Annotated in this window: 20 protein-coding genes; 11 read left to right on the plus strand and 9 right to left on the minus strand. The window is 70.9% G+C overall.

Annotated features, from left to right (window positions below; translation table 11 throughout):
* Positions 1 to 7 precede the first annotated feature (7 nt).
* Genes ACFS27_RS19225 through ACFS27_RS19240 form a run of 4 tightly spaced genes read right to left on the minus strand, consistent with a single transcriptional unit; the run spans position 8 to position 4,855 of the window.
* Positions 8 to 1,072 (minus strand): ABC transporter ATP-binding protein, encoded by a 1,065-nt coding sequence (locus tag ACFS27_RS19225; RefSeq protein WP_377186029.1) that lies wholly within the window; start codon positions 1,070 to 1,072, stop codon positions 8 to 10.
* Complete coding sequence (locus tag ACFS27_RS19230; protein WP_377186031.1) at positions 1,069 to 2,802, minus strand: ABC transporter permease; 1,734 nt, start codon at positions 2,800 to 2,802, stop codon at positions 1,069 to 1,071. The genes ACFS27_RS19225 and ACFS27_RS19230 overlap by 4 nt, the downstream gene beginning before the upstream one ends.
* Positions 2,799 to 3,971 (minus strand): ABC transporter substrate-binding protein, encoded by a 1,173-nt coding sequence (locus tag ACFS27_RS19235; RefSeq protein WP_377186033.1) that lies wholly within the window; start codon positions 3,969 to 3,971, stop codon positions 2,799 to 2,801. The genes ACFS27_RS19230 and ACFS27_RS19235 overlap by 4 nt, the downstream gene beginning before the upstream one ends.
* A 56-nt stretch (positions 3,972 to 4,027) precedes the next feature.
* The gene (locus ACFS27_RS19240; RefSeq protein ID WP_377186035.1) at positions 4,028 to 4,855 is read right to left on the minus strand and encodes a MurR/RpiR family transcriptional regulator; all 828 of its coding nucleotides are present in this window, start codon (positions 4,853 to 4,855) and stop codon (positions 4,028 to 4,030) included.
* A gap of 174 nt (positions 4,856 to 5,029) precedes the next feature.
* On the opposite strand from ACFS27_RS19240, the gene ACFS27_RS19245 reads away from it, so the two are divergent.
* Positions 5,030 to 5,491, plus strand: coding sequence for an NUDIX hydrolase (locus ACFS27_RS19245; protein ID WP_377186037.1), 462 nt, complete (start codon positions 5,030 to 5,032; stop codon positions 5,489 to 5,491).
* Between the two features lie 15 nt (positions 5,492 to 5,506).
* On the opposite strand, the gene ACFS27_RS19250 is transcribed toward ACFS27_RS19245, so the two are convergent.
* Both ACFS27_RS19250 and ACFS27_RS19255 read right to left on the minus strand, forming a co-directional pair.
* Entirely contained in the window at positions 5,507 to 6,037 is a 531-nt protein-coding gene (locus ACFS27_RS19250; RefSeq protein WP_377186039.1) for a hypothetical protein, read from the minus strand.
* A gap of 2 nt (positions 6,038 to 6,039) precedes the next feature.
* Positions 6,040 to 7,896, minus strand: a complete 1,857-nt coding sequence (locus ACFS27_RS19255) for a polymorphic toxin-type HINT domain-containing protein (protein WP_377186041.1) — start codon at positions 7,894 to 7,896, stop codon at positions 6,040 to 6,042.
* A 217-nt stretch (positions 7,897 to 8,113) separates the two neighbouring features.
* Here ACFS27_RS19255 and ACFS27_RS19260 point away from each other — a divergent pair, with 217 nt between their 5' ends.
* Positions 8,114 to 8,629 (plus strand): GNAT family N-acetyltransferase, encoded by a 516-nt coding sequence (locus ACFS27_RS19260; RefSeq protein WP_377186043.1) that lies wholly within the window; start codon positions 8,114 to 8,116, stop codon positions 8,627 to 8,629.
* Between the two features lie 12 nt (positions 8,630 to 8,641).
* Here the strand turns inward: ACFS27_RS19260 and ACFS27_RS19265 are convergent, their stop codons facing one another.
* Complete coding sequence (locus tag ACFS27_RS19265) at positions 8,642 to 9,763, minus strand: GTP-binding protein (RefSeq protein ID WP_377186045.1); 1,122 nt, start codon at positions 9,761 to 9,763, stop codon at positions 8,642 to 8,644.
* Positions 9,764 to 9,895: 132 nt separating this feature from the next.
* On the opposite strand from ACFS27_RS19265, the gene rpmB reads away from it, so the two are divergent.
* Genes rpmB through rpmF form a run of 6 tightly spaced genes read left to right on the plus strand, consistent with a single transcriptional unit; the run spans position 9,896 to position 11,320 of the window.
* Complete coding sequence (rpmB, locus tag ACFS27_RS19270; RefSeq protein ID WP_108496538.1) at positions 9,896 to 10,132, plus strand: 50S ribosomal protein L28; 237 nt, start codon at positions 9,896 to 9,898, stop codon at positions 10,130 to 10,132.
* The gene (gene rpsN, locus ACFS27_RS19275; protein WP_377186048.1) at positions 10,132 to 10,437 is read left to right on the plus strand and encodes a 30S ribosomal protein S14; all 306 of its coding nucleotides are present in this window, start codon (positions 10,132 to 10,134) and stop codon (positions 10,435 to 10,437) included. Before rpmB ends, rpsN begins: the two co-directional genes overlap by 1 nt.
* A 52-nt stretch (positions 10,438 to 10,489) precedes the next feature.
* On the plus strand, positions 10,490 to 10,612 hold the full coding sequence (ykgO, locus tag ACFS27_RS19280) for a type B 50S ribosomal protein L36 (RefSeq protein WP_377186050.1): 123 nt from the start codon (positions 10,490 to 10,492) through the stop codon (positions 10,610 to 10,612).
* 16 nt (positions 10,613 to 10,628) lie between these two features.
* Positions 10,629 to 10,940, plus strand: coding sequence for a type B 50S ribosomal protein L31 (locus ACFS27_RS19285; protein WP_377186052.1), 312 nt, complete (start codon positions 10,629 to 10,631; stop codon positions 10,938 to 10,940).
* A complete protein-coding gene (gene rpmG / locus ACFS27_RS19290) occupies positions 10,940 to 11,107 on the plus strand; it encodes a 50S ribosomal protein L33 (protein WP_377186054.1) in 168 nt (55 codons plus the stop codon). The genes ACFS27_RS19285 and rpmG overlap by 1 nt, the downstream gene beginning before the upstream one ends.
* 42 nt (positions 11,108 to 11,149) lie before the next feature.
* Positions 11,150 to 11,320: a 50S ribosomal protein L32 gene (rpmF, locus tag ACFS27_RS19295; RefSeq protein WP_377186056.1), complete on the plus strand. Its 171-nt coding sequence runs from the start codon at positions 11,150 to 11,152 to the stop codon at positions 11,318 to 11,320.
* Between the two features lie 105 nt (positions 11,321 to 11,425).
* Here rpmF and ACFS27_RS19300 read toward each other — a convergent pair whose 3' ends face one another.
* Both ACFS27_RS19300 and ACFS27_RS19305 read right to left on the minus strand, forming a co-directional pair.
* Positions 11,426 to 12,709 (minus strand): ATP-grasp domain-containing protein, encoded by a 1,284-nt coding sequence (locus ACFS27_RS19300; RefSeq protein WP_377186058.1) that lies wholly within the window; start codon positions 12,707 to 12,709, stop codon positions 11,426 to 11,428.
* 277 nt (positions 12,710 to 12,986) lie between these two features.
* Positions 12,987 to 14,447, minus strand: coding sequence for an MFS transporter (locus ACFS27_RS19305; protein WP_377186060.1), 1,461 nt, complete (start codon positions 14,445 to 14,447; stop codon positions 12,987 to 12,989).
* Positions 14,448 to 14,629: 182 nt separating this feature from the next.
* On the opposite strand from ACFS27_RS19305, the gene ACFS27_RS19310 reads away from it, so the two are divergent.
* Genes ACFS27_RS19310 through ACFS27_RS19320 form a run of 3 tightly spaced genes read left to right on the plus strand, consistent with a single transcriptional unit; the run spans position 14,630 to position 16,775 of the window.
* Positions 14,630 to 15,142, plus strand: coding sequence for a PadR family transcriptional regulator (locus tag ACFS27_RS19310; RefSeq protein ID WP_377186062.1), 513 nt, complete (start codon positions 14,630 to 14,632; stop codon positions 15,140 to 15,142).
* Positions 15,139 to 15,975, plus strand: coding sequence for an alpha/beta fold hydrolase (locus ACFS27_RS19315; RefSeq protein WP_377186064.1), 837 nt, complete (start codon positions 15,139 to 15,141; stop codon positions 15,973 to 15,975). Before ACFS27_RS19310 ends, ACFS27_RS19315 begins: the two co-directional genes overlap by 4 nt.
* Complete coding sequence (locus tag ACFS27_RS19320; protein ID WP_377186066.1) at positions 15,972 to 16,775, plus strand: alpha/beta fold hydrolase; 804 nt, start codon at positions 15,972 to 15,974, stop codon at positions 16,773 to 16,775. The genes ACFS27_RS19315 and ACFS27_RS19320 overlap by 4 nt, the downstream gene beginning before the upstream one ends.
* The last annotated feature ends 219 nt before the right edge of the window (positions 16,776 to 16,994 follow it).

Raw genomic sequence — 16,994 nt, forward strand, 5'->3', positions numbered from 1 at the left:
CCCGGGTTCACAGCCGCCCGCCTTCCGCGTGGAACAGCGCGGCCGGGACATCCGGGAGGCGCAGCCGTGTCGCCTCCCCCGGCATCGCGGACCGGTCGCTGACCACGGTGATCCGGTCACGCTGCTCGTGGCCGGACCCGACATGCCCTGTCACGAGGTGCACGCCGGCGGCCGGCGTGGACTCGACGATCTCGAACGGGAAGGTTCCCTCGGGATCGAGCATGACGTCCTGGGGCCGGTACATCGCGTGCGCGGGCGACGACCCGGCGGGAACCGCCGCGATGGGGACCCCGCGGTGCACGAAGGACCCGGCGTCGGCATGGCCGGACAGGAGCACGGCTGGAGGGCTGCCGAGGAAGGAGGCGACGAACGCCGTCGCGGGCCGCTCCAGCAGCTCCGCCGGTGTGCCGAACTGCTCGACCCGTCCGTCGTTCATCACCGCGATGTGGGTCGCGAGGGCGAGGGCTTCCACCTGGTCGTGCGTGACGTACACGCTCGTGGCGTCGTTCTCGCGATGCACCCGTCCGAGCTCGGCGCGGGTCTCGACGCGGAGCCGGGCGTCGAGGTTGGACAGCGGCTCGTCGAACAGGACCACCTCGGGTCGCGGGGCGATGGTGCGAGCGATCGCCACACGCTGCTGCTGCCCGCCCGAGACCTGCGCGGGCGAGCGGTCCGCCAGCTGCGTGATCTCGAGGGACGCCAGGACCTCGTCGACCCGCGCGGTGCGCTCCGCGCGGGACCACCCGGCCACCGAGAGCGGCCATTCGATGTTCTGCCGCACGGTCATGTGGGGCCACAGCGCGTAGCTCTGGAACACCATGCCGAGGTGGCGCTTCTCGGGCGGGAGGCTGTAGGCGCTGCCGCCGTCGGCGACGACACGGTCGCCGAACCGGATGACGCCGCTCGTCGGCTCGTCGAGGCCGGCGAGCATGCGCAGCGTCGTGGTCTTGCCGCAGCCGGACGGTCCGAGCAGCACGACGAACGCGCCGGAGGGCACCTCGAGCGAGATGTCGCGGACGGCGGCGGACGAACCGAACCTCTTGCCGAGGCCCTGGATGCTGATGGTGGTCACGAGGTGCTCCGGTCGGTGCGGTCGCCGAGTCGCCGGGCGAGCAGGGTTGCTGCGACGGAGATGACGGCGATGATGAGGGTGATGGCGTTGGCCTGCTGCGTGAAGCCCTCCGAGGCGTACCGGAAGGTCATCATCGACAGCAGCGGGGTGGCCGGCGTGACGAGAAGCACGACCACGGAGAGGTCGCGCACCATGGTCACGAAGACGAGCACTCCCCCGTTGGCGAGCCCCCGGGAGACGAGCGGCACGGTGATCCGCCCGAACCGGCGCGGACCGGACGCACCGGTGAGCACCGCTGCCTCGTCGAGCTCGGCAGAGACCTGCCCGAACGAGGTGGTGGCCGTCTGGAAGGCGAAGGGCAGGCTGGCGGCGATCCCGGCCAGGACGAGGATCGCGAACGTGCCGTAGAGCGATCCGAACGGTCCGACGGGCGCGCCGAACTGGGCGATGAACGCCGCACCGAGCGCGACACCGGGGATGAGGAAGGGCACGTAGCTGAGCAGCCCGATCAGGCTCTTGACGCGCGGGGCACCAGGCAGGTGCCGCACGACGTACGCGGCGAGAGCGCCGATCAGGACCGCACCGAGCGCGACGGCCACGCCGAGACCGATCGTGCCGCCGAGCGCCTGCACCACGATCGGGTCGCGCAGGATGCCGCGCATCCCCTGCGAGATCGACGGATCGGAGGCCCCCGTCCAGTAGTGCAGCGTCAGCCCACCGTCCAGGCTGTTGGTGCGCCGCAGCACCGTGCTCACCGCAAGGACGATGCCGGGCAGGATGGCCGTGGCCGCCACGATCGCCCAGGCCGCGACGGCCAGCGGCAGACGCCACCCGCCCGTGCGGGTGGTGCGGGCCCGGGCCGCCTTGCCGGTGATCGTGGAGTACGAGCGGTTGCGGGTGATCCGGTTGCCGGCGAAGAGGATGACGGCCGCCACCAGGACGAGCAGGATCGACAGGACGTACCCGCGCACCTCGTCCCCGGTGGAGATCGCGCCGTACAGCCTCGTACTGAGGGTCTGGAAGCGGACCGGCAGGCCCAGCAGAGCCGGCACGGCGAAGTTCGACACGCCCTCGGCGAACGCGAGGAGGAATCCGGACACGACGGCGGGTGCGACGGCCGGGATCACGATGCGCACCGCGACCCGGAGCCGGGACGCGCCCGTCAGCTCGGCCGCGGCGACCAGGTCCCCACCGACGTTGGCCAGAGCGGCCGCTGCGACCACGAAGCTCAGCGAGTAGTAGTGCGCGGCGAGCGTGAGCACGACGGGCACCGGGCCCCAGGCGAGCCAGTCGGGAACGGCCAGGCCCAGCGAGGTGAGCAGGCCGGGGCTCCCGCCGATGTGGTCGTTGCGGAAGACGCTCTCCCAGGCGAGCGCGATCGCGAAGCTGGGCAGCGCGAACGGGATCGTGGCGAAGACCCCGATCACCTTGCGTCCTGGCACGTCGCTCATGACGACGACCCAGGCGAGGAACGCGCCGAGCAGGGTGGACAGCAGACCGGTGCCGAGGCCGACGACGAGCGATCCGCCGAGCGGCTCCCAGAACAGCGCGCTCGACATGGGGCTGGCGAGCACCTCGGACCAGGTGTGACCGGCGCCGTCGGACAGGGTCGCGCGCACCAGACCGAGCAAGGGCAGCGCGACGAGCGTGATCAGGACGGCGAGCACGGCGACGGTCAGCCACGTGAGCGGCCGGCGCGTCGCCGCGCTCGTGCGCGCGACGAACGTCATTGGATGGTCAGGAGGAAGTCGGCGACGGCGCCACGGCGCTCCGCGGAGGTCTCCGCATCGATCTGCCAGGCCCCCAGCTCCTCGAGCGGGAGGGCGTCGGCCGGCGGTGTGACGTCGCTGCGGGTCGGGTAGTCGCCCGCGACGTAGAACGGCTCGAAGCCCGTGCCGCCCGTCTCCGTGTCGTCGCCCATCATGTAGTCGATGAGCAGTCGCGCGGCGGCCGGGTTGGCGGCGTTCGCGGTCGCGCCGAGGTAGGCGGGAAAGACGATGCCGTTGGACGGGGCGACGCCCGAGGCCACCTGCAGCGCCCAGTCCTCGTCCTCGTTGTCGCGGCGGTCGGAGTACGAGGTGAAGCCGACCGGCGGGTCGTCCTGACCGACGACGCCGACGGCGGCGTTGACCGTGTCGGTGTCGTCGACGAGCACCGCTTCGTTGTCGTAGAGGTCCTTGAGGAACTGCAGCCCCGCGTCAGGCACGCCGTCGTCGAGCACGAGCTCCTCGCCGAACTGGTCGGCATAGGCGGCGGCCATCTCGTCGGCGCGGAGCGACAGCTCGGTCGCGAGGTCGAGGTAGTCGCCACGCACGTTCGGGTCGACCAGCACGACCTTGCCTGCCCAGCTCGGCTCGGTCAGCTGCCAGAGGTTCGAGACCGGCGATCCGTCGGGGTGCGCCTCCTCGTTGTACATGAGCACCTTGGTGGAGAGGCGGTTCGCGACGAGCGGCTCCCGGTACTCCTCGGGCAGGGCGTCGGCGAGGCGGGCCGGCAGGTACGGGACGAGCACCCCGTCGGCGAGCAGCTCCGTCACGACGACGGGAGCGTCCGAGACATAGGCGACGTCGGCCGTGCTGGTGCCGGCAGCATGCTCGCTGGCGAGCCGGGTGATCAGCTCGCTGGAGGAGATGTCGCTCGCGACGACGTCGATGCCGGGGTACTCGGCCTCGAACGACTCCTCGATGGCGGCGATGCGGCTGGTGAACGCGTAGACGACGACCTGCCCTTCCTCCTGTGCGAGCTCGACGAGCTCGTCATGACCGAGAGAGCCCCAGTCGGTCGTGTCGTCGGTGCCCGCGCCGGCACCGGGAGTGGTGCAGGCAGCGAGGCCGAAGCAGAGGGTGAGAGGCAGCAGAGCCGCCAGCGCGGGACGGACACGCGTACGGAGAGCGGGCATGGGTGATCCTGTTCTGTCGTTGCCCGGCACACGCCGGGCGGGTCGTACGTGGGAGGTCAGCGGGCGAAGCGCTCGAGGAGCGCGCCGAGGTGGTCCAGCGAGCCGATGGACTGTTCGGGGGCTTGCCGCGCGATCGTCAGGACGAGCGCATTGGCGATGGCCATCGGCACCGTCAGCGACAGGTAGTCGTCGCCGCCGCGAGGCGCGGCGAGGATGACGTCGGGCTGCGGGGTGAGAGTGAGCAGGGTGTCGGTGATCAGCGCCGTGAGAGCGCCACCCGAGGCAGCGATCTCGAGCACCGGGGGCAGCGCGGACGGCACGCGCCGGAACGCGCAGGCGAGCAGCAGGTCTCCCGGCTGCAGCGCGGACAGGCGCTCGGCGAGCTCGCGATCGGCGCCGGTGAGCAACGTCGAGCGCCTGCCGAACCGGCGCAACCTCCGAGCGAGCAGGTCCGCGAGCACTGCGGCATTCCCGTGGGCGAACAGGTAGACGTGCCCGGCCGCCACGATCCGGGCGGCAAGGTCGTCCAGCTCGGCCTGGGTGACGTGCTGCGGCAGCGCGGAGAGGGCCGCCACCTCGTCGTCGACGAAGCCGCGCAGCACGTCGTCCGGATGCCGCTCGAGCAGGCCGCGCACCCGCTGCGACGGTCCGTCGCCGGCGAGGTAGTCCTGCCGGAGCGCGTCGCGCAGCTGCGGGTAGCCGTCGAAACCCAGCCGCTGCGCCATCCGGGTCGCCGCGGACTGGTGCAGCCCCAGCGGCTCGGTCAGCTCGGCCGCGTACCAGAACGCCGCTTCCGCTGGCTGAGCCTGCAGCACGGCGACGAGCCGACGGTCCGTGGCGGTGAGCCGATCGCCACCCGCCTTGACCAGCTGTGTAATGAGCACGCCGTCACGCTAGATGCAAACTCACTTGCATTGAGCGCAAGTGGTGCACGTTCATGTGCTGTTCAGCAGACTGCCGGGCCGCCGTCACCCAGGCGGGCTCCAGGCCGGCCGTCTGGAATCCTGATGGGGCCAGCGCGCAGCGACAGCGACCCGACGAAAGGTGACAGGAGCACGATGCTCAACCCCCGCTCCCCCGGCGAGCCCTACCTGATCGAGCGCGACGCCGGCTACTTCGAGTACCAGCTCCCGGTCTCGCTCAAGGCGGTCATCGGCTGGAAGGGCCGGCTCCCGCTCCTGCGCAACGAGCGCGACGAGTGGGAGCTCCCCGGCGGCAAGCTCGAGCCGGGCGAGGAGCCCGCCGCGTGCCTCGCCCGCGAGATCCGGGAGGAGCTCGCCTGGGACGCCGCCGTCGGCGAGCCCTTCCACACCTGGGTCTACCGGGTGTTCCCGGACCGCCACGTCTTCGTCGTGACGTTCCTCGCGACGTACGACGGCGATGCCACGCCCGCCTACAGCGACGAGCACAAGGAGCTGGTGCTCGTCACGCCCGGCGAGGCCGCCACGCTGGACCTGCCAGAGGGGTACCGGACAGCGATCCGCCGGGCCGTGGAACGAGGGCACTTCCGGCGGGGCTGAACGCCCTCGCAGAAGTCAGGCGTCGTAGCGCCGGAACACCCTGTCGGTACGCAGGAACGTCTCCGAGAAGAACGCACTGCGCACCTCGCCGGTCAGGACGCCGACGAGGAAGTCGGTGGCAGACATGTCGAACCGCTCCCAGCGGTCACCGTCAGCGTCTGCGACATAGACCGGGAACTGCTCGGCGCTCACGTTCGGTGACTGCCTCCAGTAGAGGCGCTCGCCGTTACCCGTTCCGGCCCAGACGACCAGTCGGTCGTCGTCGACCCAGTCCTCCGGCGGCTCCGTGTCCCCGTCCTCCCAGAACGCCTGGAGCTCGTTGAAGACACCGGGTGCCTTGAGAAGGTTCTGGTCCTGGTACCGGGCATCCGGTGCATAGAGCCGGATGTAGTCGAACCAGACCCCGTCGCCGCCGGCGTCGATCAGCTTCTGGTAGTCGACAGGTATCGGAGCCTCGATCTGGCGCTCGGCGCCCGCCCAGTCGAAGGCCGTGCCACTCGGAACCAGGTTCCCGGCCTCTGTCAGCTGTTCGATGTTCGTATTCATCGTCACTTCCCCATCGATCCGAATCGCAGTCCGTTGTCATCCTTCGTCAGGCCCACAGCATCGCGGATGTCGCCGTAGTTCTGAAGGTCGGGCTTGTTCTCGAGGACGACATCGAGCTTGTACCCGTTCGTTCCGTCGGCACGAAAGTGGATCTCGACCGGCACGGGATCCGACCCCTTGTACTTGGGCGTCACCTTGTAGGTGATCTCGGTGCCGTCGGGCGCGGTCTTCAGCACCCGCTTGACCTCGTTCTCGATCCCCTTCTGCCAGGAGTTGTTGACAGCGGGAAACTCCGGGACGAAGTTCCTGATGTTGTCGTTCGCCCCGCCGAGCTGTGCACCGAACAGGTGGCCGTTCTCATGCTTCGCGGAGTCGTAGCCCGCCGGCGTCCTGCTCGGGTTTGTCGGTTCGCCGTTGAGCGGCTTCTTCAGCTTCGCCTCGATCCCGGTCGCCCGGTTGTGCCGGTCCAGGGGCTTGTACTTCGGATTGCCCGGTGTAGCAGTCGTCTTCATCGATCGAGGAGTCGCGCCACCCTTGCGAATGGGAGAGTAGGGCGCCTGGTGGCCAGCATTGTGGACCAGGACTGGCGTGTTGCCTGCCTGGACGTAGTAGTTGCTGTGGGTCTCGACGTGGAAGTTGTAGACGGTCTCCGCGTCCGCCTCGTCCCGGACTTCTGTCTCGATGGCTTCGACCGGGACCGTCGTCCCCTCCGGGGTGACCAGGAGGTCGCCGACCTTGAGGAACGCGGCGTCCAGCCAACCGCGTCCGTGGACCATGAAGGGGTGCTCCGCCGTGGTCGAGACCACGGACCCGTTGACCGTCAGGTGGAGCAGCTCGGTGGTGGTCCGCACGAAGGTCTCAGTGACCAGCTGCAGCTCGTCCGTGCCGGTAGCCAGGTCACGTGCCCACACCTTGTCGCCGACCCGGACGTCCTCGATCGCACGGTCGCCGTCGGGAGTGCGGACCAGGGTCCCGGCGACGAAGCACTTGCCGAACCCGAACTTGCACGACTTGCCCAGGGCCCCCTTGCTGATCCCCTTCGCCAGCCCGGTCGCAGCCTTCGCCGCAGCACCCAGCCCGATCAACGACAGAGCGGCGCCCGCGATCGCGAGCCCGGCTTCGGCCCAGGACCGTTCACCGGTCGCGGCCAGCGTGATGTTCGCGACCGCGCTGACGATCGCCGCGACCGCGGCGATCACGATCAGCACCCCGGCCAGGGCGGTACCGACCACGGGGATGAACGCGACGATGATCGCGAGGATCCCGGCGATGGTGGAGATCATGTCGGCGATGTCCGCGATCGCGGCGACGAGCTTGGAACCCCAGTTGTCCCACCACCCGTCGTTCAGGTCGTCGGAGGAGGTGATCTCCTCGATCCGGTCGATCGCATGCTCCGCCGCCCGGTCCCGGTCCGAGACCGCGGACTCCACCGTCGACTTCGCCGAGGAGATGATCCCGGCGGCCTGGTCCGCGTCGCCGCCGGCCTGCTCGGCCTTCTGCTCGTACTCCCGCTTCTCGGTCTCGTCCTTCGCACTGTCGGCCAGGTCCTGCCACCGGTCCTTGGACCCCGACGCGGCCTGCACCTGATCCTGCGCATCGCGCGCCTTGTCCAGGGCGGCCAGGGTCTCGGACTGCACCCGCTCCAGGGAAGACGCGTACCCGACCAGGGCTTCGCCGGCGGCGACGTACCGGCCGTGCGCCTTACGAACCTCGCCGATGGTGTCTTCCTTGGTCGCCATCAACGCGTCCACCGCCTGGGAGATGGTCCCGTCCACGTCCAACCGGGACATCGAGGAGGCGGCACTGTCGATCGACTCAGCGACCTCCAGATACTCCTGCCCACCCGAGAGGACCAGCACCGGATCACCCGGAGTGGGATCGGCATCCAAACCGACCGGAGACCAATCAGACGGCCTCATACGCACCTCTCCTGCCCGACATGAACGGCATTCCCGAAGAGTCAGAATAAGGGAGAACGCACAGGTCAGACAGCAAAATAGGCACGAACCCGGAGACATCCGTCCCGTCCCGAACCGCCGAGCGCCAGCACCTCCGACGTCGGATACCTTGAGCCCCGTGCCCGACCTCTTGATCGCCCCGCGCCACGCCGCCCACCTCGACCGGGTGGCAGAGGCGCTGTGGCTGGTCCATGAGCGCGACGGCTACCCGATGGTCTGGCCCGACGACCCGACCGCCTGGCTCACGCCTCCCGGCACGATCGACGGCTGGGTGGCTCTGGCCGACGGCGAGATCGTCGGCCACGTCATGCTCATCGACGGCGGCAAGGTCGAGTTCGCCGCGGAGCTGGCCGAGGCCGCCGGTGTCCCCGTGACGGGGCTCGCGGGGGTGAGCCGCCTGTTCGTCACCCCGGCGGCGCGCGGCACACGGGTGGCCGCCGCCCTCCTGGAGCGGGCCGAGGACATGCCGGCCAGGCGCGGTCGCCGCCTCGTGCTCGACGTGGTGGACGACGGCGGCCCCGCGATCCGCCTGTACGAACGGCTCGGCTGGGTACGCGTGGCAGCGGGCCCGGCGAGCTGGACCGACCCAGCCGGCGTCCGCCCACGGGCCGCCGCCTACCTCTGCCCCCGCTGACCCTTTGAGGGATCAGACGGTTCGCGCGCCCAGCCAGGGCGCCAGGTGATCCTCGCGCCACAGCCACTCGACGCCGGCGGCCAGCTCGTCGGGCGTGCACAGCGCGGCATGGAACGCCTCGCGCAGCTGCTGCCGGTCGTCGGCCACTCCCACCACCACGATCCGTGTGTGCGGCGCCGTGCCCGCACAGACCTCCAGCCACGGACCCAGGTCGGCGACCGCGAGCTGCCCGCCCGCGCCGTCCCACAGGCAGGCGAGGCCGGGCCGGTCGGCGACATGGAACACGCCGCGGGCCCGCAGGCCGCCCGTGCTCAGCTCCTCGATGCGGTCCAGCAGCCGCTCCGGGTGGAACGGCAGCGGCGAGCGCAGCTCGAGCGTCCAGCTCCGGTCACCCGGCGCGCCGCCCTGACCCTTGATCACGCGAGCGCCCAGCGGGTGGGCCCTGCGCTCGGCGTGGGCCGGCGAGTGCGTGGCGGCCGCGAGGTCTGCCTCCGACAGCGCGTGCAGGCCGTCGACGCGGCGCGTCCCGGCACCGCGCAGGCGGTCGAGCAGGCCTGACGTCGTCGCTGACAGCGGCTCGCTCCCGCCGACGACCACCAGGTCCGCCTGCTCGATCTGCGCCGCGAGCGCCTCCCCGACCGAGCGTTCGTCGTCGGCGGTGAGCTCGAGGCCGCGTTCGACGAGGGTGGCGTCGCCGAAGAGGTCCTGCTGGAGCGCGTCGGTGTCGACGATGGTGAAGGAGGTGGCGACGCGCGTGTGCTCGAGGGTGCCGCCTGGCGTGGCCGCGGCGGCGAGGGCGCGGGCGGCGGGCAGGGGTTCGGCGCTGACGGGGAGGGCGAGCAGGACGTGGGTCCAGCGGTCGTCGTGGGCAAGGCGGGCGATGGTGGGGACGGCGTCCTCGCGGACGGCGCAGGAGAGGCAGGCGTGCTCGAGCGGCACGAGCACGTCCTCGATGACGCCGGTGGCGTCGAGAACGACGCGCCGGAGGTGGTCGGTGTGGATGTCGTGCCGTACGGCGACGACTCCTGGGGCGTCCATGAGAAGGCCGAAGAGCGCGGAGTCGCGCAGCACGGGGTCGCTGGTGGCCAGGACGCTCACCGGGATGATTCCGCGGCTGTCTCCGGTTCGATACATGCTGCCTCCTCGCCCGGGACCGGCCTGGCCAGCCCGGAATAATTGATAACCGTTCTCAGTTCTGGTTCACTGTAGCGCGATATGAGAATGGTTCTCACCAGCGGCGGCCAGTCCGTCGCAACAGGAGGTCATGTGTCAGCCAGATGTCAGGTGCTGGGCACCGTGCCGGGGTTCGGCCACTCGGTCTCGCACTCCCACGTGCGCACCAAGCGCCGGTTCAACCCGAACATCCAGAAGAAGCGCTACTGGGTTCCGTCGCTCGGCCGCAACGTCACGCTGCGCGTGAGTGCCAAGGGCATCAAGACCATCGATCGCCGGGGCATCGACGTGGTCGTGGCCCAGATCCTCGCCCGAGGGGAGAAGGTCTGATGGCCAAGAAGTCGAAGATCGCCGCCGACGCCCGGCGCCGCGAGGTCGTCGCCCGCTACGCCGAGCGACGCACCGAGCTGCGGGGCATCATCCGCAACCTGGAGCTGCACCCCACGGTGCGCGCCGCCGCCGTCAGCGAGCTGGCCAAGCAGCCGCGTGACGCGAGCCCCACGAGGCTGCGCAACCGCGACGTCGTGGACGGCCGGCCCCGTGCGTACTCGCGCAAGTTCGGCCTGTCCCGCATCCGGCTGCGCGACATGGCGCACCGGGGCGAGCTGCCCGGGGTGACGAAGTCCAGCTGGTGACCGCCGGCTGGCGAGGCACCCGGCGTCAGGTTCAACATCGAAGGAGTGGCACATGAAGGTTCGCGCGTCCCTGCGTTCCCTGAAGAGCAAGCCCGGCGCCAAGGTTGTGCGCCGGCACGGCAAGACGTTCGTGATCAACAAGCTCAACCCGCGCTGGAAGGCGCGCCAGGGCTGAGCGAGAGGAGCCAGTCATGAAGAACATCCACCCCACCTACGGCCCCGTGGTGTTCCGGGACGCGAGCGCAGGATTCACGTTCCTCACCCGCTCCACGCTCGCGGCCGACACGGACTCCGGGCCCGGGCGCCCGACGGCCACCATCGAGTGGTCCGACGGCAACACCTACCCCGTGGTCGACGTCGAGATCAGCAGCGCGAGCCACCCGTTCTGGACCGGCTCGGCCCGCGTGGTCGACACCGCAGGGCGCGTCGAGAAGTTCCGGCAGCGGTACGCCAAGCACGGCAACAGCACCAGCAACACCGACGACAGCAAGGGCGGTAACTGATGGCCTCGCGCGTAGACCTCCGGCCGATCATCAAGCTGCGCTCGACGGCGGGCACCGGGTTCACCTACGTGACCCGTAAGAACCGGCGCAACGACCCCGACCGGCTCGTCCTGCGCAAGTTCGACCCCGTGGCCCGCCAGCACGTGGACTTCCGCGAGGAGCGCTGACCTCAGCGCTCCCGACGGAGCGCCGACAGAAAGGAGGCCGCCGTGGCGGTCCCCAAGAGAAAGATGTCCCGGTCGCGCACGCGGTCCCGCCGCTCGCAGTGGACGGCCCAGGTGCCTGAGCTCGTCCTCGCGACCACCGTGGACGGGCGCCAGGTCAAGGTCCCGGCCCGGCTGGTTCCCGCCGTCCGGCGCGGACTGGTCGTCCCGGACTGACACCGCCCGCACCCGCAGAACGACCCCGCGGGACGACCCCGCGGGACGACAGACGCCCCGGCGCGCACAGCGCCGGGGCGTTTGTCGTGGGCGTGATCGTTGCGGCTATGCGTCCGTTTTAGCCGCAACGGTCACGCCCACAACCACGATGTCCAGGCTTGAGGCCAGGGCGTCGGACCACGTCTTCGCCTGCTGGCCCGTGGGGTCCCCGACCAGGACGTGGCCGATCCGCTCGTTGTTGTCCCCCGGCCGCACCACGCGACCGGCCGACGGCGTCTCGTGGCTGAGCACGCGGTCGTCGTCGGCCAGGCGCTGCGCGCCCCGCACCTCGCGCACGACGCCGTCGGACGCCGGCAGCAGGAACGTGACCGCTGCGCTCGCCGCGACCGCCGGACCGGGCACCGGCTCGCGGCCCAGCGCCAGGTCCACCAGGACCTGCAGCGGGTTGAAGCCCGTCACCAGGCGCACCAGCTCGAAGATGTAGCCGCCGCCCTGGCGTGGGTTCAGCTCGATCAGCCGGGGCCCGCCCGCGGTGACCCGCACCTCCGTGTGGCTGATCCCGTGCGTGAGCCCGACGGCGCGGAGCACCCGCACGACGTGGCGCTCGATCGCGTCGCGCTCGTCGGGCGCGAGCGGGGCCGGGAACAGGTGCCCCGACTCGACGAACCCGGAACCTCCCTCGACGCCCGGCTCGGCCACCGACTTCGCGGTGATGCCCAGCACCCGCGTGACGCCGTCCCGGGTCACCGACTCCACGCTGTACTCGGGCCCCTCCAGCACGCGCTCGAGCAGCGCGAGCCGCTCCAGCGGCTGGTCCCTGGTGTTGCGCTCGGGCGCGGTCGCCTCGGCGAACGCCACGGCGAGCCCTGCCTCGTCGGCCACCTTGCGCACGCCGGTCCCGGAGTTCATGTCGACCGGCTTGACCACCAGCGGGTAGCCGAGGTCGGCCGCGGCCTTGTGCGCCTGGTCCCAGGTCGCGGCCACCGCGAACGGCACGTCCGGGACCCCCGCGGCCGCAAGGACCTGGCGCACCAGGTGCTTGCGCGTAGCGGTCCGCAGCACGTCAGCAGGCGCACCGGGCAGGCCCAGGTCCTCGGCGACCAGCGCGACCGCCGGCAGGTAGTAGTCGCAGGTCGTCAGCACGCCGTCGATCCGCCGTCGGGCCGCCACCGCGCGAGCCGCGGCGAGCAGGGCGGCGGCGTCGTTGGTCTCGGCCACGACCACCTCGGCGGCGAGCGCCAGCACGGGATGCGGCTCACCGCCGGGCAGGCGGTACAGGTCGGGGTCGCGGGTCACCAGGACGTACCGGTGGCCGCCCTCGTGCAGCAGGGGCGGGAGCATCAGGCCGGTGGACTGGAGCCAGCTCTCGATCATCAGCAGGTCGGCCACGTCAGCACGCTCCGCGAACGATAGTCGTTCTCAACATGGCGCCCAGCCTGCCACGGATCGCGTGGAGGTTCTTGTCCGCGCAGGGTCATTGTGTGATGGACGTGGCCCTGCCGGGCTGACCCCGTCCCGGGCGACACTCGTGTCCGGGAAACAGTTGGTCCCGGACCCCTGTTGCCCGGAGTCGACAACGTCTACGCACAGCAACACACTCCGAATCCGTGGCGTCTCCCCCGTACCCCCCGAGCCGCCGGAGCCACGCCACGGGTCGGAACCCGCGCTACAGGACCCCGTCCGGCAACGAGGGGCGCTCGTCCTCCCCGAGCCTCGGCCGCGGGATGAGCAGCGCAAGGACCGTGCACACGAGCGCCGCGAGGAGGCCGAACAGCAAAGCGGTCCGGAACGCGTCGTCGGACGGCACCGGCACCCCGTCCAGCTCGGCACCTCCCGCGGCGAGCACACCGCCCACGACGGCGGCGGCCGACGTCGTGCCGAGGGACCGCATGAGGGTGTTGAGCCCGTTCGCCGCGCCCGTCTCGCGCGCGGGCACGACCTGCATGATCAGTGCGGGCATGGCCGCGAACCCCAGGCCGATGCCGATGCCGACCACGATGTTGACCACCAGGACGTGCCACACCTCCAGGTCGACGGCGACGGCGATCACGTAGGAGAGCGCGATGATGGCCGACCCCGCCGCCAGCAGGGGCTTGGGGCCGAAGCGGTGCTCGAGCCGGCCCGCGACCGGCGACATCGCAAGCATCGCCAGACCGGCGGGCATGAGGATCAGGCTCGCCTGCATCAGGCTGAGCCCCAGCCCGCCCGCCTCGGCCGGCAGCTCGAGCAGCTGCGGGAACACGACCTGCGACGCGAACAGGGCGAAGCCCATCGCTATCGAGGCGAGGTTGGTGAACAGCACGGTGCCCCGCGCCGTGACCCGCAGGTCCACGAGCGGAGCGTCGATCCGCAGCTCGTACCAGCCCCACACGAGGAGCACGGCCAGGCCGCCGAGCAGCAGCCCGAGCGTGCGGGGTGACCCCCACCCCCAGTCGTTCCCCCGCGAGACCGCCAGCAGCACCCCCGTCAGGCCGACGGCCAGGCCGATCACGCCGACCACGTCGAGCTTCCCGCCCGCCCGCATCGTGCTGGCCGGCACGATCCAGGCCACCAGCACCAGCGCGAGCAGACCGATCCCTGCCGCCACCCAGAACATGACGTGCCAGTCGTAGTGCTCGGTCACGAACGCACTGATCGGCAGGCCGAGAGCACCGCCGACGCCGAGCGTCGCACTGACCATCGCGATGCCCGACCCGAGCCGTTCCTTGTGCAGCACGTCGCGCAGGATCGAGATGCCGAGCGGGATCACGCCCATGCCCATGCCCTGCAGGCCGCGGCCGACGATCAGGAGCACCACGGACGACGACAGCGCGGCGACGACCGAGCCGAGGACGAGCAGGCCGAGCAGGGCGAGCGCAACGGTCTTCTTGCCGTACATGTCACCGAGCCGCCCCGATATGGGCGTACAGATCGCCGCGACCAGCAGCGTCACCGTGATGGCCCAGGCGGTGACGTCGCGGGACTCCCCCAGCAGGAGCGGCAGCTCCGACTGGATCGGCAGCAGGATCGTCTGCATGAACGACGCCCCCATACCTGCGAACGCGAGAACCGCGATCACCAGGCCCGGCCTGGGCACGTACGTGAGCCGGGAGCGATCCTGACCGCCGGGCGGAAAGCTGAATCTCATGGGTGGCAGACGTTCCTTCGATGCGGTGGTGCCCCGTCGCGCGCGGAGGTCCGCAGCACGGGCACTGCCAGGGCGGAGACACCTGCACCCTACATAGTTGCCCGCGCGAACGATGTCGCACCGCCGAGCGGCTCAGCGTTCATATATGCACAGTCTCATATATGTGTTGTAGGGTATGAGGCATGGCACTCGACGCCCTGATCCTCGGCCTCCTCGACCTGAAACCCATGACCGGCTACGACCTCAAGAAGACGTTCGACGGCACCGTCGCCCACTTCTGGTCCGCCGATCAGGCCCAGATCTACCGCACGCTCGCCCGGCTCGAACGCGACGGTCTCGTCGACGTCCGGGTCATCCCGCAGCCCGGCAAGCCCGACCGCCGCGAGCACCGGCTCACCGACGAGGGCCGGGCCTCGCTGACGGCCTGGCTCCGCTCCCCGCTGCCCGACGACCGGCCACGGGAGCCGTTCCTCGGCAGGCTCTTCCTCGTCGGCAGGGAGAACGACCCCGAGCTGGTCCGAGTGCTCCTCGCGGAGCGCCGGGACGCAGCCCTCCGCCTGCTCGCCACGCTGGAGGGCATTCCGGTCCACGATGGCGACCTGGCCACCCGGCTCCGGTCGGCGACGCTGCGCAACGGCATCCGCGAGGTCCAGGCCGAGCTCACGTGGCTCGACGAGCTGGAGGCAGCCCTGTGAGCGCCGCGACGAACCGCCCCACGAGCATCCATCTTGTCGAGCAGCGCCCCGACGCCGACGAGTCGGTCCTGTTCCTGCACGGCGGGAACGTCGCCGGCTGGTCGTGGTCCGAGCAGGCCAAGGCGCTCTCCGACCACCACGCCCTCATCCCGGACCTGCCCGGGTTCGGCGCCTCGGCACAGCACCCGTGGACCGACCTCTCGACGACGGTCGACGAGCTGGCAGACCTCGTCCGCGAGCGGGCCCACGGCGGGCGGGCCCACCTGGTCGGGATGTCGCTCGGCGGCGTCGTCGGGACGGCCCTCGCGGCGCGCCACCCGGACGTGATCCGGAGCGTCTTCGTGACCGGGGCGATCTTGCGCGGCGTGCAAGGGTTCACCCGCTGGGCGGGGCTGGCGCAGATCCGCTTCTTCGGCAGCCCCTGGTACTGGAGGACGACCGCCCGGATGTACCGCCTGCCACCGGACGCGATCGACCTGTTCGTCACGACGGGGCTGGGGATCGATCGCGACTCGGTCCGCCGGATGGTCCCGCAGCTCTACGACGGCGTGCCGGCCCGCGACCTCGACGGGCTCCGCCGGCTGACCGCCCCGATCCTCGCGATCGTCGGCGAGAAGGAGTCCCGGACCTTCCGCGACGCGATGGACGAGGTGACCTCCCGCGTGCCCCATGCCGTAGCGCGGCTCGCACCGGGCATGCACCATGTCTGGGACGTCGAGGACCCGGACCTGTTCCACACCACGCTCGCCCACTGGCTGGCGACGGGTGAGCCGTCCCCCGCCCTGCTCCCGGTCGGGACGCGGCGACGAGGGACACCGGAGGCAGCGCTGTGAACCTGCACGTGGCCGAGCTGCACCCCGCCGCCTCCGAGACGGTGCTCTTCCTGCACGGCGGGAACGTCGCGGGCTGGATGTGGACCGAGCAGGCCGCAGCACTTACGGACCACCACGCGCTGGTCCCGGACCTGCCCGGCTTCGGCGCATCGGCGGGCCGCCCCTGGACCGATCTCATGACGGTGACCGACGACGTGGCCGACCTCGTCCGCAGCCGGGCCCACGACGGACGCGTGCACGTGGTCGGGCTGTCCCTCGGCGGTGTCCTCGGGACACTGCTCGCCGCCCGCCATCCCGACGTGGTCCGCAGCGCGTTCGTGACGGGCGCCGCGCTGCGCGGCGTCGGGCGACTCACCCGCTGGAGCGGGCTGGCACAGGTGTCGTTCTGGTCGAGCCCCGGGTACTGGAACGGTCTCGCCCGAGCGTTCCGCCTGCCTGCCGACTCCGTCGACGCGTTCGTCTCGACGGGCCTCGGCATCGACCGCGACTCCGCCCGCCGGATGATGGTCCAGGTCTACGACGGTGTCCCGGCCGCCGACCTCGACGGGCTCCGTGACCTCCGGGCGCCGATGCTCGCGATCGCCGGCGAGAAGGAGCCGCGGACCGTGCACCGAGCACTCGACGACATCGTCTCCCGTGCGCCCCACGCCGTAGCCCGGCTGGCACCCGGCATGCACCACGTCTGGAGCGCCGAGGACCCCGAGCTGTTCCACGACGTCCTGGCCCACTGGCTGACGACGGCCGAGCCGTCCCCCGCCCTGCTCCCGGTCGAGCCGCACAAGGAGGGCACGCCAATTTAGCCACTTTGCACCTTTCCTTGACGTCTCGCTGGGCTCCAAGCAAAGTTAGCGGCGCTGACCTGCACATTCTGCCAGGTCAGCTCCTTCCGATGAGGTCAGTGAGGAATATCCCATGACGTTATCTCGACGAACGTTTCTCGGTGGAGCGGCCGGCGTAGCCGCACTCGGGCTCACAGGCGCGGGGGTGATGTCGCCGCAGCAAGCGTTCGCCCTCGACCC

Source organism: Promicromonospora vindobonensis, assembly GCF_042685865.1.
In the GTDB taxonomy this organism is placed as follows: domain Bacteria; phylum Actinomycetota; class Actinomycetes; order Actinomycetales; family Cellulomonadaceae; genus Promicromonospora; species Promicromonospora vindobonensis.

What these genes read in the sequence shown, in the direction of transcription:
- ACFS27_RS19230 (WP_377186031.1), bottom strand. Translation starts at nt 2,802, where the DNA reads ATGACGTTCGTCGCGCGCACGAGCGCGGCGACGCGCCGGCCGCTCACG.
- ACFS27_RS19235 (WP_377186033.1), bottom strand. Translation starts at nt 3,971, where the DNA reads ATGCCCGCTCTCCGTACGCGTGTCCGTCCCGCGCTGGCGGCTCTGCTG.
- ACFS27_RS19245 (WP_377186037.1), top strand. Translation starts at nt 5,030, where the DNA reads ATGCTCAACCCCCGCTCCCCCGGCGAGCCCTACCTGATCGAGCGCGAC.
- ACFS27_RS19250 (WP_377186039.1), bottom strand. Translation starts at nt 6,037, where the DNA reads ATGAATACGAACATCGAACAGCTGACAGAGGCCGGGAACCTGGTTCCG.
- ACFS27_RS19265 (WP_377186045.1), bottom strand. Translation starts at nt 9,763, where the DNA reads ATGTATCGAACCGGAGACAGCCGCGGAATCATCCCGGTGAGCGTCCTG.
- rpsN (WP_377186048.1), top strand. Translation starts at nt 10,132, where the DNA reads ATGGCCAAGAAGTCGAAGATCGCCGCCGACGCCCGGCGCCGCGAGGTC.
- ykgO (WP_377186050.1), top strand. Translation starts at nt 10,490, where the DNA reads ATGAAGGTTCGCGCGTCCCTGCGTTCCCTGAAGAGCAAGCCCGGCGCC.
- ACFS27_RS19285 (WP_377186052.1), top strand. Translation starts at nt 10,629, where the DNA reads ATGAAGAACATCCACCCCACCTACGGCCCCGTGGTGTTCCGGGACGCG.
- rpmG (WP_377186054.1), top strand. Translation starts at nt 10,940, where the DNA reads ATGGCCTCGCGCGTAGACCTCCGGCCGATCATCAAGCTGCGCTCGACG.
- ACFS27_RS19305 (WP_377186060.1), bottom strand. Translation starts at nt 14,447, where the DNA reads ATGAGATTCAGCTTTCCGCCCGGCGGTCAGGATCGCTCCCGGCTCACG.
- ACFS27_RS19310 (WP_377186062.1), top strand. Translation starts at nt 14,630, where the DNA reads ATGGCACTCGACGCCCTGATCCTCGGCCTCCTCGACCTGAAACCCATG.